This window comes from Rhodococcus jostii RHA1 (assembly GCF_000014565.1).
GTDB lineage: Bacteria > Actinomycetota > Actinomycetes > Mycobacteriales > Mycobacteriaceae > Rhodococcus_F > Rhodococcus_F jostii_A.
In genome coordinates this window covers 506,783-523,352 of sequence record NC_008268.1, presented here as the reverse complement: position 1 = coordinate 523,352, position 16,570 = coordinate 506,783, and the positions used below count along the sequence as shown (strand labels likewise).

The 16,570-nt window shown below is 66.5% G+C and carries 11 protein-coding genes; 4 read left to right on the top strand and 7 right to left on the bottom strand.

Going from position 1 to position 16,570, the window contains the following annotated elements; all coding sequences use genetic code 11:
• The first annotated feature begins 122 nt into the window (after positions 1 to 122).
• Positions 123 to 1,982, top strand: a complete 1,860-nt coding sequence (locus tag RHA1_RS02160) for a sigma-54-dependent Fis family transcriptional regulator (protein ID WP_518525570.1) — start codon at positions 123 to 125, stop codon at positions 1,980 to 1,982.
• Positions 1,983 to 2,095: 113 nt separating this feature from the next.
• Positions 2,096 to 3,553: a catalase gene (locus RHA1_RS02155; protein WP_011593712.1), complete on the top strand. Its 1,458-nt coding sequence runs from the start codon at positions 2,096 to 2,098 to the stop codon at positions 3,551 to 3,553.
• 90 nt (positions 3,554 to 3,643) lie between these two features.
• Here RHA1_RS02155 and RHA1_RS02150 read toward each other — a convergent pair whose 3' ends face one another.
• Positions 3,644 to 4,804, bottom strand: coding sequence for a hypothetical protein (locus RHA1_RS02150; RefSeq protein ID WP_011593711.1), 1,161 nt, complete (start codon positions 4,802 to 4,804; stop codon positions 3,644 to 3,646).
• A complete protein-coding gene (locus RHA1_RS02145) occupies positions 4,804 to 5,754 on the bottom strand; it encodes a metal-dependent hydrolase (RefSeq protein ID WP_011593710.1) in 951 nt (316 codons plus the stop codon). Before RHA1_RS02145 ends, RHA1_RS02150 begins: the two co-directional genes overlap by 1 nt.
• Positions 5,755 to 6,012: 258 nt before the next feature.
• Between RHA1_RS02145 and RHA1_RS02140 the strand changes: the two genes are divergently transcribed.
• The gene (locus RHA1_RS02140) at positions 6,013 to 6,618 is read left to right on the top strand and encodes a TetR/AcrR family transcriptional regulator (protein WP_011593709.1); all 606 of its coding nucleotides are present in this window, start codon (positions 6,013 to 6,015) and stop codon (positions 6,616 to 6,618) included.
• 87 nt (positions 6,619 to 6,705) lie between these two features.
• On the opposite strand, the gene RHA1_RS02135 is transcribed toward RHA1_RS02140, so the two are convergent.
• Together RHA1_RS02135 and RHA1_RS02130 are read right to left on the bottom strand one after the other, a co-directional pair.
• Positions 6,706 to 7,080 carry an ANTAR domain-containing protein gene (locus tag RHA1_RS02135; RefSeq protein WP_011593708.1) on the bottom strand — a complete coding sequence of 125 codons (375 nt, stop codon included), beginning with the start codon at positions 7,078 to 7,080 and terminating at the stop codon, positions 6,706 to 6,708.
• Between the two features lie 75 nt (positions 7,081 to 7,155).
• Positions 7,156 to 8,118, bottom strand: a complete 963-nt coding sequence (locus RHA1_RS02130) for an NAD(P)-dependent alcohol dehydrogenase (protein WP_011593707.1) — start codon at positions 8,116 to 8,118, stop codon at positions 7,156 to 7,158.
• A gap of 252 nt (positions 8,119 to 8,370) precedes the next feature.
• Here RHA1_RS02130 and RHA1_RS52845 point away from each other — a divergent pair, with 252 nt between their 5' ends.
• Positions 8,371 to 12,312, top strand: coding sequence for a non-ribosomal peptide synthetase (locus tag RHA1_RS52845; protein WP_041810947.1), 3,942 nt, complete (start codon positions 8,371 to 8,373; stop codon positions 12,310 to 12,312).
• Positions 12,313 to 12,316: 4 nt separating this feature from the next.
• Here RHA1_RS52845 and RHA1_RS02120 read toward each other — a convergent pair whose 3' ends face one another.
• Genes RHA1_RS02120 through RHA1_RS02110 form a run of 3 tightly spaced genes read right to left on the bottom strand, consistent with a single transcriptional unit; the run spans position 12,317 to position 16,526 of the window.
• Positions 12,317 to 13,558, bottom strand: a complete 1,242-nt coding sequence (locus tag RHA1_RS02120; protein WP_011593705.1) for an amidohydrolase — start codon at positions 13,556 to 13,558, stop codon at positions 12,317 to 12,319.
• A 32-nt stretch (positions 13,559 to 13,590) separates the two neighbouring features.
• Positions 13,591 to 15,024 carry an amidohydrolase gene (locus RHA1_RS02115; protein ID WP_011593704.1) on the bottom strand — a complete coding sequence of 478 codons (1,434 nt, stop codon included), beginning with the start codon at positions 15,022 to 15,024 and terminating at the stop codon, positions 13,591 to 13,593.
• A 35-nt stretch (positions 15,025 to 15,059) separates the two neighbouring features.
• Positions 15,060 to 16,526, bottom strand: coding sequence for an MFS transporter (locus RHA1_RS02110; protein ID WP_011593703.1), 1,467 nt, complete (start codon positions 16,524 to 16,526; stop codon positions 15,060 to 15,062).
• Positions 16,527 to 16,570 lie beyond the last annotated feature (44 nt).

Sequence of the window (16,570 nt, the reverse complement as noted above, 5' to 3'; positions counted from 1 at the left end):
GCCTCCTGGATCGTGAGCCGGCCGGGTGCCGGCTGTGGGGGGACGTTGTGGAAATTGATTGAACCCCGTGAGCCAGCTCTCATTCGTCTCAGTGTGAGACGCAGGTCACTTCCGAGTGGGCGGTGGCTGCCTACACTTGCCCCGCGCCGCGGCAGACCATCACGCCCTCGATCAGCCGACACAGGAGACCAGAGCGAGTGACCCCACAGCCCATCAGCACGTCACACCACCGCACGACGCGGGATTCGAAGTCGGACTCCGAATTGGCTCCGCCCTCGAGTTCGCCTGCGGGATCGGACTACCTTCGTCTGAGCACTTGGCTCCGGGTGTCCTGGTCGCGATCTCGGCAGGCGTTGGGTGACGACGACCGGCCCGCCGCCGCGTACGTCGAGCGCGTGGCCACCGACACGGTGCTCGAGCGCGCCGCCCGATCCGTACTGCCCGACGTGACCGCCTACATCGAAAACGAGCCGGTGGCATTGATTCTCACCGATGCGAACGGCATCGTGCTCTCCCGCACCGGTGGTGACAGCGACTTGTTCGCCGCACTGGACCGAGTCGACCTCGCCCCGGGCTTTCGCTACGCGGAAACCCAGGTCGGCACCAATGGAATCGGCACCTCGCTCGAGGTCGGCCGGCCACTCCTCGTGGACGGAGACCAACACTTCAGTGGTCCGCTGCGGTCCTTCTCCTGCGCGGGAGCGCCGGTGACACACCCCGTCACCGGGGCGATCCTCGGTGTCGTGGACCTGACCACCGCCGCGCAGAATTCCAACACCCTGCTGCTGTCCTTCGCCACACTCGCCGCAGCCCGCCTTCGCGAGCGCATGCTCGACGACGCAACCGAACTGGACCGGGCGATCTTCAGTGCGTACCGATCCGCATGCCGGCGCTCCAGCCGGCCCGTCGTCGCTGTCGGTGACGAGGTCGTGATGATGAACTCGCTGGCCCGGCAACAATTCGACTCACCGGACCAGATGGCGATTCTCGAACGCACCCGAGACATCGGCGGCGAAACGACGCCGGTCACGATCCTCACCGACCTGCCCAGCGGAACGATCGCACGCCTGAGTTACGAGCCGACATTCACCGGCAGCCGGCTGGCCGGGGGAATCGTCCGGATCACGAAACAGGTTTCTTCCCTGCGTCTTTCCACTCCGAAGGTGTACGCGCCCATCCCGCCCGCGATCGCCGGAGCCAGCCCGCTCTGGCGACACACGGTCCAGGCGGTCGTCGACGCCTGCCGGCGACAGGACTGGCTCGTCCTCGACGGAGAACCCGGCGTCGGCAAGACCGCCCTGATCCGAGCGGCACACCAACTCGTACCGGACCGCGGGCTCGCCGTACTCGACGCCACCGCACTCGGCGACGACCTCCTCCCCGAGGTCTCCGACGAACTCGACAGCGGATCCGACCTGGCAATACTGCACGCACACGCCCTGGACGACGCTCATCTCACCGCACTCGCGGACCTATTGCAGGGCCCCCAGGCGCAGGAGCCACCTCGCAGACCGTGGGTGGTGCTCACCCGGTATCCCCAGGACTCGACCGACACCACCCCACTGCTGCGCATGTTCCCCAAATCAGTCACGGTGCCACCCCTGCGGCACCACCTGGACGACCTTCCCGATCTCGTGCGCAGCCTGCTCGACACCCTGGGGGCCACCGGCCTCACCCTGGCTCCGGCCGCCTCGAATCAGCTCGCCCGTCTGGCGTGGCGCGGAAACGTCACCCAACTGAAGACGGTTCTCGAGGACACCTACCGCCGGCAACGGTCCGGTGTCGTCGAAGTCGATACCCTGCCTCCCGCATGCCGTTCCACCACACGCCGAACGTTGACCAGGATGCAGGCGCTCGAGCGGGACGCGATCGTGGACGCGCTCGCGCTTCATGCCGGCGACAAGACGGCCGCCGCCACCGCCATCGGCATGTCCCGAGCGACGATCTACCGCAAGATCCGCGAATTCGGCATAGTGCTCTGACCGACCGTATCGCGGGAATGTCAGATTGAGACATCGCTTCGCTCTCCCTCGAGGGATGCTCTCGCCGAACCACATTCACCCGCCCAGCCTCGGGTGTAAGACAGGAGAAATCGATGACCAACCCGAACGGACTCACCACAGTCGCCGGTGCGCCGGTACCCGACAACCAGAACAGCCTCACCGCCGGCGCACGCGGTCCGATGCTCCTGCAAGATGTCTGGCTTCTCGAGAAGCTCGCGCATTTCGACCGCGAAGTCATCCCCGAACGCCGCATGCACGCCAAAGGCTCGGCCGCGTTCGGCACCTTCCGCGTCACCCACGACATCACCGCACACACCAACGCCGCCGTATTCTCGGAGATCGGTAAGCGGACCGAGGTCTTCCTGCGTTTCTCCACGGTCGCCGGTGAGCGCGGCGCCGCCGACGCCGAACGCGACATCCGCGGATTTGCCGTCCGCTTCTACACCGAGCAAGGCAACTGGGATGTCGTCGGCAACAACACCCCCGTCTTCTTCTTCCGTGACCCCCTCAAGTTCCCCGACCTCAACCATGCGGTCAAGCGTGATCCGAGGACCAACCTTCGCTCTGCGGAGAACAACTGGGACTTCTGGACCAATCTCCCGGAGGCGCTGCACCAGATCACCATCGTGATGTCCGACCGCGGCATCCCAAACGGCTACCGGCATATGCACGGATTCGGGTCACACACCTTCTCGTTCGTCAATGACGCCGGGGAACGCTCCTGGGTGAAATTCCACTTCCGCACCCAGCAGGGCATCAAGAACCTCACCGACGAAGAAGCCGCCGCCGTCGTCGCCGGCGACCGCGAGTCGGCGCAGCGCGACCTCTTCAATGCAATCGAGGAGGGCAACTACCCGAAGTGGACACTTTTCGTGCAGATCATGCCGGAAGCCGACGCCCAGACCTACCACTACCATCCGTTCGACCTCACCAAGGTGTGGTCGAAGAAGGACTACCCGCTCATCGAGGTCGGGGAACTCGAACTCGACCGGAACCCGGAGAATTATCACGCCGACGTCGAGCAGGCGGCGTTCTCCCCGGCGAACATCGTTCCCGGTATCGGCTTCTCCCCGGACCGCATGCTGCAAGGCCGGCTGTTCTCCTACGGCGACGCCGCCCGTTACCGGCTCGGCGTCAACCACCACCAGATCCCGGTCAACAGCCCCAGGGGCGCAACTCATGTCAATTCCTTCCACCGCGACGGCGTCATGCGCGTCGACGGCAACCAGGGCAGCGTCCCGAGCATCGAACCCAACTCACACGGCCGATTCGCCGACCAGCGCAGCTACGCCGAACCGCCGCTCGAAGTCGGCGTGGTCGCCGACCGGTTCGACTACCGAGCAGACGACGACAACTACTTCGAACAGCCCGGCAACCTCTTCCGTAGCATGAGCGCCGAGCAGCAGACTCTGTTGTTCGAGAACACCGCCCGTGCCATCACCGGAGCGTCGGCTGCCGTCATCGAGCGCCACATCGTTAACTGTGCCCAAGCAGACCCCGCCTACGGTGAAGGCGTGCGAAAGGCCTGTGAAGCTTTCGGCGCCTTGTAGGTCACGACATCCCAGCCCGTGATCTGCGCGCATCACCGCCAGATCACGGGTGGGGCCGCGTTGGCCAATCAGTCGCTCCCGTCGTCGCGCCTATCGGACCGCGTTCGGCACCGCACCCTCACCGGAGATCGGGCCGCGTCCGTCAGCGGGGCCCCGCGGCACCGTGAAGGTGGCGGCGACGCACAGAATCGCAATCGCGAAGCAGGCGATGGTGTACCAGAGATTTCCGATGGGATCGCCGTTGCTCGTGACGCCGTCGACAGCGCCGAAGTAGCTGGGCAACGCGGTCACCCACAGAATGCCCATCACGCCGAGATACACCACGCTGTAGACACGGACGAAATCGTTCGAGTAGATAGGAACGTCCGACGTCCGCCGTCGAAGCTGCGACCACTGCCGGAGCAGGATCGGGATCGCGACGAGCACGATGACGATCAGTTCGGCCGCATACAGAATTCCCCGGACCGTGGTGCTCTCCATTCCGAGGATCGTCGCCGGGATCGGGAGGATGAACGTGCCCAAGGATGCCAGGAGACCGATCACGATCGTGCGCCACACCAGTTCGAGTCCGGTGAAGTCCCGGCCCCGGTCGGCGTGGCGGCCCACAAAGAACTGAACGCACAGGGCCAGCGACATGGGCCACAGGGCCGCGAACACCACCACGCTCGGCAGTGGGACCGAGTCGAACATGGGCTGGTTGACCGGGTTGGTGGTCGACCATTCCCACCACCTCAGCTGTGGTCCGAGCTGGTCGAAGATCTCGTAGAACGCGTGGTGCACGAAGCCCACGCAGATCGCGCCGACGAGTACGCCGTACTTCCGGAAGACGCCGAGCATCCGGACGAGTTCGAAGGCAAGCGTGGCCATCAGCGGATAGATCGCGATGATGTACAGCGGCAGTCGGCCCCACAGGAAGTCCACGGTGAACACGTTGTGCGCGAACATCGTGTCCACGTGCTCTTCGATCCCGAAGGCCGCCGGAAAGTACAGCGGCGGCTCGATGACGAACAGATACGCCGTGGCGCCGAACCAGAGCACCAGGTTGGTCGGATCGCCGTTGCGGCGCCAGCGCAGGATCGCGAATACGAGCGCGAGCACCGACCCGACCACGATGGTGAGCTCGAGAACCGGCAGGGTCCAGTTCTCCAGCGCCGACGGGCTACGGACCTCGACGAGTCCGCCGGCCTCGGCGCACGAGAAGCCGAGCGCTGCCGAGAGTTGGTCGAAGGTGAGTGAGCAGAGGTCGGCCATCAGTTGACCACCGCCGGGACGGGCTCGGTCCGTCGTTCGCGCGAGTCCGCGGTGTACCAGCGGGTGCAGTCGTAGCCTGCGTCGTATCGGGCGAACCACTCGTCGGCGAGCGTGGGCAGCTTTTCGTGGGTTGGGTCGTGCTTCGGCATCTGACTACGGACGATGCCGGCGAGCGCGGTGAGCTGTTCACCGCGCGGCAGGTCGTCGAACGCACGCGGCATGACGCCTTTGCTCAGGTAGGGCGCGAACGACGTGAGCAGTTTCTGCTTCGTGCGGTGCGTGGCGAACATCGACATCGAATCGACCTTCCGCTCCTCGAGCAGCACGTGCTGATTGAAGCCGGCGCAGGCGATCCGCATCACCTTCATCACATGTGCGAAGATCGACGGCGCCATCCGCATCCGGTACAGCTCTTCCCCGACAAGGGAATTGAAGATGATCATCGCGGAACTCCGGTGTTCGACCTCCTCGACGAAATGCCAGATGAACAGGGACGCAACCCGGTCGTCTCCCGGTCGGAACAGGGTCGCGTCGTTGTCGAGCATCAGCTTGAACACCGGCGTGAAGGTCGCCTCCAGATCCGCGGTGTAGGCGAGTCGGTAGTTCAGGGAGGTCGCCTCGGTGAGGAGGTCGTACTCGCCGATCACCGCGTCCAGGGTGTTCTGGAGCCCCGGGTATCGCCTGATCAGGGCTTTGACGTGTTGGCGATGCGCGGTCGAGTGGTGACCCTCCTGACGCATGAACGCCATGGCCTCTTCTGCGACCTCGGGGTCGGTCATCCGTGGCTTTGCCTGCATGATCGCCTTGACGATCATCTTCTCGAAGCCGACGGCCAGGAACGAGATCGCATTCGACATGTTCGACCAGGCCGGGTTGTCGGGGTTCCAGAGGAACGGGACGTCCTGTTCGTCGAACGCGAAATCCATCTTTCTGGGGTGCAGGTCGGTCATGTGGGATACCTCGTCTCGTGCGACATGAGTGGGCTGCAGCCTCTGGGTAGGTAGAGACCCGATCGTTTAACAACATACACACATCTGTCGGATTGTATGATTACGTTTCGGCGAATCCCTCGAGAGCGTCAGCGAAGCAGGGCTTCGGGGCGGAGAGTAGGCGTTCGCGGTAACCTCTGAGTCCGGGTCGGGCGGTGCGCCGACAGCCCTTGCACGACGTTCGGGCCCAACGGCGCGTTGTGAGAGGTAGGGAAAGAAGTGGCTGGCAGGCGTGGGTGGGGTGGCAGTCCACCTGGAAGTGACGAGGAAGCGTCCCGGCGAATCGTCACCGCCGCAGTCGAGCTCATCAGCCGGAAAGATACGGCGATCAGCATCGCCGACGTTGCGGAATCCCTCGGCGTCATCCGTCAGACGGTGTACCGATACTTTCCCAGCACCGACGCCCTCCTGCGAGCCGCGGCCATCGCCGCCGTCGCCGGATTCCTCGACCGCCTCACAGAACACCTGGTGGGTATCGACGACCCCGCTGACGCTGTGGTCGAAGCCGTGATCTACACGCTCAACGAAGCGCCCCGTATTCCGCAGCTCGGCATCATGCTGTCCGGTTCTCATTCCCACACCGAGGGGATCACGTCCGACGAAGCCCTCTCCTTCGGAATGACGATGATCAGACGCTTCGACGTCGACTGGGAGCGGCACGGCTACGACGAGGCCGCCCTGCGTGAGCTCGTCGAATATCAGCTGCGGACGATGCAGTCGTTCTTCATCTCGCCCGGAAACCCGCCGCGGAGCCAGGACGAACTGCGTGCGTATCTCCGACGGTGGGTGGGATCAACGGTCGCCGTCCCACACAGGCCGGCCTAGAGGCCAGGCGGCGATCTGCCGCAGGAATACGGGTGCGCTGCCGCCGCCGGCGACTCCGGCGTGCCGACAGTCGACGGGCCGCGCTGGTCACGGGTGAATCTGTGTCGCAAGGTGGGGATGGTGTCGCCCGTGGAGGCTGGACATGCGTTGCGAAGGACGGTGGTGCCGCGAAGGTTGTCCGCGGAGTCCTTCCCACTCGGGGAACGTGCCCGGACGGCGACTGGTGAGGTGCCGGGTGTTGCTGGTGAGATCGATCAGGCACCGAGCGGCGCCCTGCACGGAGAGATGGTGCCGTCGTGCCACGTCGAGCAGTTCGTCGAACGCCTGCGCATCGCTGTAGCCGCGGCTGGTGATCAGCACCGACTTGGCGGTGGTCAAGAGTTCACGGTCGGAGGGCCCGCGGCGCCGGTCGAGGAAGCTTCGGGTGGGCCGCGCGGGGTTGGGGTTCTCGGATTTCAACATCTGGCACCGTCCTTTGTCTACGAGATTCCCCCAGGTCGCGATCTCGTAAACGTGCGTACCCGAGTGCCGGCCCGTCTAGGCCACGGTTATGACGACGTTGCCACTCTTGTGTCCGGTGTCGACATACCGATGCGCCTCGACGATGCGTTCCAGGGGATAGCTGCGGTCGATGACGATCCGCAACGTGTCCGCTTCGAGGAGCTGCTTGATGTACGCCAATGCGTCGTTCTTGCGGACGGACATACCGGTGACGACTTTCCTTCCGCCTCGGATCGACGTCCAGAGTTGCAGCAGGTTGTTGTTCAGCCCGGATGTGGGAACGTAGCACCCGTGCTCGGTGAGCGAGCCCTTGCACCGAGCGAACGAGTTCCTGCCGACGGCGTCGAAGACGACGTCGTATGCCTCGGTGTCGTCGGCGAAATCCTCGGTGGTGTAGTCGATGACGTTGTCGGCGCCCAGGGATTTCACCAACTCCGTGTTGTGCGGACCGCACACTCCGGTGACCTCCGCGCCGAACGACTTGGCGAGTTGCACCGCGTAGGTGCCGACGCTGCCGGAGGCGCCGTTGACGAGGACCTTCTGTCCGGTTCGCACCTTCGCCTTGTCCCGAAGGAAGAACAGTGCGGTTGTGGCACCGTCGACGGCGGCGACGGCCTCCTCGTAGGTCTTGTTGACCGGCTTGAGTGCGAGCGAGGCGGTTTCCGGTAGGCACTTGTACTCGGCGTAGGCGCCGATGTCGAAACCGGTGAACCCGAATACCTGATCGCCCGGCCGGAACCGGCGGACGTCCTTGCCGACGGCCTCGATCTCTCCGGCAAGTTCCAGGCCCAGGGTCCGCAGTTTCCTCCGTGGCCTTCGCAGGCCGAGGATCAACCGGCCCCACAAAGGCTCGCCGCGGCGCATCTTGCATTCGGCTGTTGTCACCGTTGTCGCGTGGACTTTCACCAGGACTTCGCCGTCCTTGGGTGTCGGCTTCGGGACTTGCGCGAGTTCGAGTACTTCGGGACCGCCGAACCGAGTGTGGATGATCGCCTTCATCGCGGACCTCCTCGGGGGCGTTCCAGGTCGTCGCGCCTCGAACAAGCTCACGGCCAAGCATAGTTCTCCGGCATCTTCGTCGTGGGGTCGCGCGGGCGGTGCAGGGTGTCCACACCACACACCTAGGGTGTGTTTTCGCGCATGGCGATCCGCGGGACTGTAGTGGCGTCGGTATATCCGGCTGCCCCTGCCCACAAGGACCGAGCGTCCCGCCGTCGATCCAGCGGCGCAAGCACCCTGGTTGGTGATTTGATGGAACACGCTGCGCGAGCGAACTACCGAGAGCATCGATCCGATCCGTTCCCGCTGTCCGCGGCGCAGCACGGGCTGTGGTTTGCGCAGCAACTAGCCCCGGACGTCCCGATCTGCATCGCGCAGTACGTCGACATCCGCGGGCAGCTGGACGTCGATTTGTTCCGTGAGGTAGCGCTCGTTGCCGGCCACGAATACGAGTCGGTGTTCCTGCGCCTGGTCGATGTCGACGGTGAGCCGTACCAGGTGGTCGATCCGCCTGCCGATGCGGCCATGGGAATCGTCGACTTCCGCAGTGCATCCGACCCGATGGCCGCCGCGGAGGCGTGGATGCAGGAGAACTACACGGCACGAGTCGATTTCGAGCACGACTATCTGTGCGAATCGTCGCTGCTGCGGGTCGGTGACGAGCGGCACCTGTGGTACAGCAGGATCCACCACGTCGCCCTCGACGGATACGGGGCGATGACGATGGTCAACCGTGTCGCCGCCCTGTACACCGCGGCGGTCCACGGTCTCGAGCTCGAACCGAACCGTGCAGCCGACCTGCACACCCTGCACCGCCTCGAAGGCGACTACCGGGCGTCCCACCGGTTCTCGTCCGACCGTGATTACTGGGCCGAACGTCTCCACACACGCACGAACGGCGCCTCCCTGACCGACATCGACGCTCCACCCGCCGCCCACAGCCTGACCGTGCGCGCGGCGCTGTCCGCCGATACCGTCGCACGGCTCGAGGACACCGACGGCCGGCCGGGCGCAACGGCAGCAGCCGCGTTGATCGCCGCCTTCGCCTGCTACCTCTCGCGGCGGACGGGACGGCAGGACATGCTCGTGGACATTCCGCTGTCCGCGCGCACCACCGCTGTACTGCGCCGTTCCGGCGGCATGCTCGCCAACGTTGCGCCATTGCGTGTGCAGGTCCGATCCGACGACACCGTCGGCGACCTCGTGACCCGGGTCCAGCACGAACTGATGGGTGCAATGCGGCACCAACGCGGCAACGTCGAGGACATTCTGCGTGAGCTGGGTGTGTCCGCCGAGGCCCGCAGGATCTCGGGACCGATGATCAACGTGATGCTCTTCGACCAGGATCTCACCTTCGGCTCGCTGACCGGTGACTTCCGGATCCTCACCACCGGTCCTGTCCCGGACCTGTCCGTGAACGTGTACCGGAGCGGCACTCCGGCGTCGACGATCGTGGAGTTCGAGGCCAACCCGTACCGCTACCGCGACGACGACCTGCGGTCGCATCACGCCGGTGTCGTCGGATTGATCGACGAACTGCTCGCCGCCGACCCCGGTACTCCGCTCGCCGTGATCGGCGCTGCGGAGTTGGAGTGCTTGACTCCGGTGGTGGGTGGGGTGTCGGTGTCGGAGGTGTCGTTGCCGGAGTTGTTGGCGGCGTCGGTGGTGGTGGATCCGGGTGCGGTGGCGGTGGTGTATGGGGATCGTCGGTTGACGTATCGGGAGTTGGATGAGGCGTCGAATCGGTTGGCGCGGGTGTTGTTGGAGGCGGGGGTGGGTGCCGAGTCGGTGGTGGCTGTGGCGGTGGCGCGGTCGGTCGAGTCGGTGTTGTCGGTGTGGGCGGTGGCGAAGACGGGGGCGGCGTTTTTGCCGGTGGATCCGCAGTATCCGGTGGGGCGTGTGGAGCACATGCTGGTGGATTCGGGTGTGGTGGTGGGGGTGACGGTCTCGGAGGTGCGGGATCGGTTGCCGGGTTCGGTGCGGTGGGTGGTGCTCGATGATGCGGTGGTCGTGTCGCGGTTGTCGTCGGTGTCGGCGGGGGTGGTGACGGATGTGGATCGGGGTGCGCCGGTGCGGGTGGGTCAGGCGGCGTATGTGATTTATACGTCGGGGTCGACGGGTGTGCCGAAGGGTGTGGTGGTGACGCATCGGGGGTTGGCGAATGTGGTGGCTGCGCAGCGTTCGGGTTTCGGGGTGTGTGCGGGTGCTCGGGTGTTGCATTGTGCGTCACCGAGTTTCGATGCGTCGGTGTTCGAGTTGGTGTGGGCGTTGGGGTTGGGTGCGCGGTTGGTGGTGGTTCCGCCGACGGTTTACGGTGGGGAGGAGTTGGCGCGGATTCTGGTGGGGGAGTCGGTGACGCATGCGGTGTTGACGCCGACGGCGTTGTCGTCGGTTGATCCGGTGGGGTTGGGGGCGTTGGGTGCGTTGGTGGTGGCGGGTGAGGCGTGCCCGCCGGAGTTGGTTGCTCGGTGGGCTCCGGGTCGGCGGATGTTCAATGCGTACGGGCCGACGGAGGCGACGATTATGTCGAATGCCAGTGGTGGGTTGGTGGTGGGGGAGTCGGTGACGGTTGGTGGTCCGGTTCGTGGGTTCGGTGAGCTGGTGTTGGATGGGCGGTTGCGGCCGGTGCCGTTCGGGGCGGCGGGGGAGTTGTATTTGTCGGGTCCGGCGCTGGCGCGGGGGTATCGGAATCGGATGGCGTTGACGGCGGGGCGGTTTGTTGCGGATCCGTTCGGTGGGCCGGGGGATCGGATGTATCGGACGGGGGATGTGGTGCGGTGGCGGCGTTCGGTGGGTGGTCCGGTGCTCGAGTATGTGGGTCGCTCGGATTTTCAGGTGAAGATTCGTGGTTTCCGCGTCGAACTCGGCGAAATCGAATCGGCTCTCCTCGGATACCCCGGTATCGATCGTGCCGTCGTGAACACCAGCGGCGACCGGTTGGCCGGCTACGTCGTCCCCGCTGCGGGCTCGCTACTGGACACATCCGCGGTCCTGGCGCACGCCCGTGCGCGGTTGGCCCCGCACATGGTCCCCGCGACCGTGACGGTGCTCGACGCCGTGCCGGTGACCGCGAACGGGAAACTCGACCGCGCCGCCCTGCCGGAACCGGACTTCACCGCGGCGCGCGCCGCGTACCGGGCGCCGCGCAACGCGACCGAGGAGGTGGTGGCCACCGCGTTCGCCGAGGGGCTCGGCCTGGACCGGGTCGGCCTCGACGACAACTACTTCACGCTCGGTGGCACGTCGCTCACCGCGACGAGCGTGATCGCCCGGATTGCCGAATCGTTTGCGCGCGCCGTGCCGGTGCAGTGGATCTTCACCCATCCGACGCCGGAAGCCCTGGCACACATGATCGCCACGGCGCCGGAGGACTCCCGCGCGGACGGCGCCGCCGACCGGTCGCTCGACGTGCTGCTGCCGCTGCGAACCACCGGAACCGGCAACCCGGTGTTCTGCATCCACCCCGCGATCGGATTGGCCTGGTGCTTCACCGGGCTGGTGCAGTACCTCGGTGACCGTCCGGTGTACGGGCTGCAATCCCCGGCGCTGACCGACCCCGACCTGCGCGTCGACTCCTTGGAGGATCTCGCCGCCCGGTACGTCCAGCGGATCCGCGCGGTGCAGCCGCACGGCCCGTATCACCTGGTCGGCTACTCGGTCGGCGGTCAGATCGCCCATGAGATGGCGGTGCAGCTCACGGAGGGCGGCGACGAGGTGGCCACCCTCGCGATGCTCGACACACACCTGACCGGAGGATACGGTCCCACGACGGAAAAGCCGACCGTGGCAGCACTTCTGGCGGAGCTCGGCGCGGTGGTCCCGGGCGACGGGGATGCGGCGGCGACCACGGATCGCGCCGTGGAAGTGCTGCGCCGCACCGGCGGACTGTTCGCAGCCGTGACCGCGGACGACCTCGACGCCGTCCACCGGGTGTTCACGCAGACCGTCGACCTCGCCCTCGCGCACCGCCCGTCGACACCGATCCGTGCCGATCTGCTGTTCTTCGGTGCGGCGGACTCTGTGGATGCCCCCACCGGCGTCTGCGCGTGGAGGCCCCACATCAGTGGCGAGATCATCGAACACGCCGTTCCCGTATCGCACCAGCAGATGACGAGTCCGGAAGCGCTCGCCGGCATCGGCCCCGTCCTCGCGCAGCACGTGACGATCGCCGAGCGCCGGCTCGCCCTGTCCTAGGCGATCACGCCCAGCTGGCGCGCCGGGTGAACCCCTCCGGCCGTTCCGCCTGCAGACGCAGCAACTCCCCGCGGACCTCGGCGTCCAGCGCGGCGTCGAGGACCGTCCACGCCAGCGCTGTCGCACCGTCGAGGATCGCGGCATCGGCCGCGGGACTGGCTGCGGCGTCGGCGAAGTCGGCGTTGTGCGGGATCGCGGTGCTACCGAGCACCGCGATCGCGGGATGGATCGACGGCACGACCTGGGACACGTTGCCCATGTCGCTGGAGCCTCCGCCGAGTGAGGCGGACGTGAGTTCGCGGCCGGTGGCCTGCAGGTTTTCGTCCCAGATCGCCGCGAGCACCGCGCTCTGGACCATCGGCGCGTACGGCGGTTCCGTGGCCTCGTATGTCCACTCGCATCCGGTGGCGATCGCGCCCGCTTCGAAGCAGGCGAGCACCCGCTCCTTCACCTCGCGCCACTCACCGATCTCCGGCGCCCGCACCTCGACCTGCACCACGGTCCGGGCCGGAATGATGTTGGTGACGTCTCCGCCGTGCGAAACGAACGCGTTGACCCGTGTCTTCGCCCGGAACTGCTGCCGGACCAAACCGAGGGCACCCAGCGCGATCGTCGCCGCGGCACCGGCGTTGATCCCGTGCTCGGGTGCGCCGGCGGCGTGTGCGGCGCGGCCGGTGAATGTGACCTCGAATCGGTCGACCGCCTGCATCCACAGCGAGGCACAGGGCATGTCCGTCCCCGACGCACCATGGACCATCAGCGACAACGCCGCGTCCTCCCACGCACCGGCTTCGAGCATCGGGATCTTGCCGCCGCCGTGCTCCTCGGCGGGTGTGCCGAGCAGTTTGATCCGGAGACCGGCCTCGTCGGCCACCGCCGCGAGCGCGAGCGCCGCACCCACCCCGGCGGCCGCGATCATGTTGTGCCCGCACGCATGCCCGACCTCGGGCAGCGCGTCGTACTCGGCGCAGATCGCGACGGTGAGATCACCGTCGCCGTAGACCGCCTCGACGGCCGTGTCGAGCCCGTAGACGCCCACGGTGGTATCGAAGCCGGCGTTCCGGAGCGTGTCCCCGACGAGGCCGGCGGCGCGGTGCTCCTCGAACGCGATCTCGGGGGTGTCGTGAATGCGATGGCTGAGTTCGAGCAGTTCCTTCTCGCGATTCCGGACTACCTGCGCCGCAGTGTCCTTCAATGCTGCCGCGCGAGTCTCGGTGGTGTCTCCGACTGGGGTGACGAGAGTCATGTGGGTCCTTCCTGGTGGTTGCGACCGGACGGTCAGACGGCGACTGTGTCGCGCAGGGGCGGGGCGATGACCCCGTCGGGAAGCGGGGAGTCGTACGGGGTCTCGGAGGTGCGGGTGCTGAATTCCTTGCGCGCGGAGGCCAGCAGTTCGGCATCCGTCAGCAGGTCCGCCGCGGTCGAGGCCATGATCTTCGCGGCGTGGATCATCCCCTTGTGCGCGGCGGGCAGCTTGCCCTGCGCGACCATCTGCCACGAGTGGGCGGCAGTGCCGACGGCGACGCACGCGGTGGCGCACTGCACGAGCGGCGTCACCCAGCTGACGTCGCCGAGGTCGCTGGATCCGGTCATCGTCGGGCGCAGCGAGCGCGCGTCGAACGTGACGATCCCGGTGTGCAGAGCGCCTCCGTCGCCATCGAATTCACCGCCGAGCGTGCTCGCCGTGCGTCCCGACGCCGTCTTGGTAATGAACGCCTCCGCGGTCGCGAGATCGGTGACGTCGAAGGGCACCGGCCCGAGCTCGCGGAGCCGCTCCTGCATCGAATCCTCGAGGACGACGTTGGGCAGGATGTCCGAGCAGCCGCCGTCGACCTCGATCTCGACCGTCGTCTCCGTCATCAGGGCGGCGCCTTCGGCGATCTTCGTCACGCGGGCGAACAGCTCGCGCATGCCGGCCACGTCGGGCGAGCGCACCAGGTAGTAGGCCTCGGCGGACGCCTGCACGACATTCGGCGAGCGGCCTCCGGTGTCGAGGATCGCGTAGTGGATCCGGCAGTCCGAGGGCATGTGCTCACGGAGGAAGTTCGTGCCCACGTTCATCAGTTCGAGTGCGTCGAGTGCGCTGCGGCCACGTTCAGGAGACACTCCGGCGTGCGCGGCGATGCCGGTGAACCGGACGTACGCCTGGACATACGCGAGCGTCCGGATCCGTTGCACGGTGGTGGTGTCGCCGGGATGCCAGGACACGGCGGCATCGACGTCGTCGAAGGCACCTTCCTTGACCATGAACGTCTTTCCGGCGGCTGCTTCCTCCGCGGGACAGCCGTAGTAGCGGACGGTTCCGGGCAGGCCGTTCGCGTCGAGGTAGCGTTTGACCGCGGTCGCGGCGAGGAGGGAGCCGCCGCCGAGCAGGTGGTGGCCGCAGCCTTGTCCGTTGCCGGACTCGTTGCCGGGTTCCGGCTCCGGCACAGCACTTCCCGACTTCTGGCTCAGCCCGGCGAGGGCGTCGTACTCGCCGACGATCGCGATCACGGGCGTGCCACTTCCGGCTTCGGCGCTGAACGCGGTCGGGATACCGGCCACCGCCCGGGTGACGGTGAAGCCCTCGGCCTCCGCGACGGCGATCTGCGCATCGACGGAAGTATGTTCTTCCCATCGCAGTTCGGGCTTGTTCCAGATTGCATCGCTCAATGCGGTGTACTGCGAGCCGAGTTCGTCGATGGTGCCGAGGAGGTATGGATCGATAGACACTTCGATGTCCTTTCGTTCGGTGTTCAGGAGAGATGTCAGGCGGGCACTTGTTCGTCGTCGGCGAGTGGGGTCGTGTCGTTCTCGGTGTTGGCCGGCTGCGACCGAAGTTTCAGTGCCAGGACAGCGGTGAGGACGCACAGTGCCGCACAGACTGCCCACACCACGTGATAAGCGCCCACAGAGGGGATCTGCTTGCCGCCGGCGGTGAGCGCGGGAGTGATCATCGACGACATCACGAGGGCGAACACTGCCCCGGCGACGGCTCCCGACGCGGTGCGGGATGTGTTGTAGAGGCCGGATGCGATGCCGACCGAATCCGGTGGGGCCTGCTGCACGATGACGGTGGGCAGGACCCCGACCACCACGCCACCACCCAGTCCCGCGACGACGAGCCACAGCGTGAACAGGGCGACGTTCCCCGGGACGACGATCATCAGGATGTAGGAGGCCGCCGCGAGGACCGCACCCAGTGCGAGCGATCCGGGCACGGTGAGGGCGGAATGGGCGAGCCGGTCGCTCACCGAGGCGCCGACGAACATCGCGAGCGCGAACAGTGCCAGGATCAGACCGGTCATCGAGGCGGTGACGCCGAGCCCGTAGCCGTTGGTCTCCGGTGAGGCACGGAGGAAGAGGGCGCTGGGGGTCTGGACACCGAACAGTTGGGCGCCGAACAGCATGGCCATCAACATGGGAACGCGCATTCCTCGCCCGACGACGTCGAGGTCCACGAGCGGGTGCCGGACGCGTCGTTCCACGAACACCCAGACGACGAGAACCACCGACCCGACCCCGATGGCCGCCCACGTCAGGGCATTTGTCCAGCCCCAGGTATTGGCGTTGGAGACACCGCCGAGCACCCCGAGCAGACCGACCGTCAGCAGGACGGCGCCGGTCCAGTCGACGGTGCCCGTCTTGCGCACCGTCGTCTCCGGGACGAGGAAGTAGACCACCGCGAGGCAGATCGTCATGAGGACGGCGGGAACGAGCAGCACGACGCTCACGTCGCCGATCACCGAGTCGAGGAGGAAACCCGAGAGTAGGCCGCCGACAGCGGCGCCCAGCGTGAGCGACCCGACAAGCCTGCCGATGCTCCGGCCGGCCGTGGCCGGATCACGGTCCCGCACGATCGCGAACTCGAGCGGAAGGAACGCCCCGAGCGGTGCCTGCAACGCCCGGCCGACGAGCAGCAGTTCGAACGACGGCGCGAACGCGACGAGGAACGAACCGAGCGCGACGGACGCGGTTGCGACGACGAGAAGCCGCTTGTGGCCGAAGAGGTCACCGAGTTTGGCGATCAACGGGACGCAGGCCGCCGTTCCCAGCAGATACATGGCGCTCACCCAGTTCAAGGCGGCGGACGACGCGTCGAAACGTTCGCCGATGGCGGGCAGCAGCGGGGAGAACCACCCCTGCAGCAGGCCGCTGGCGAACTCCATGACCACGAGGAATCCGACCGCTGCCGTGGCAGCGTCGCTTCCCTGGAGGTGGCGCGAAGAACTCATGTGGACTCCAAGAGGATCAGCGGAAGGTGACTGGTGGAAGACTG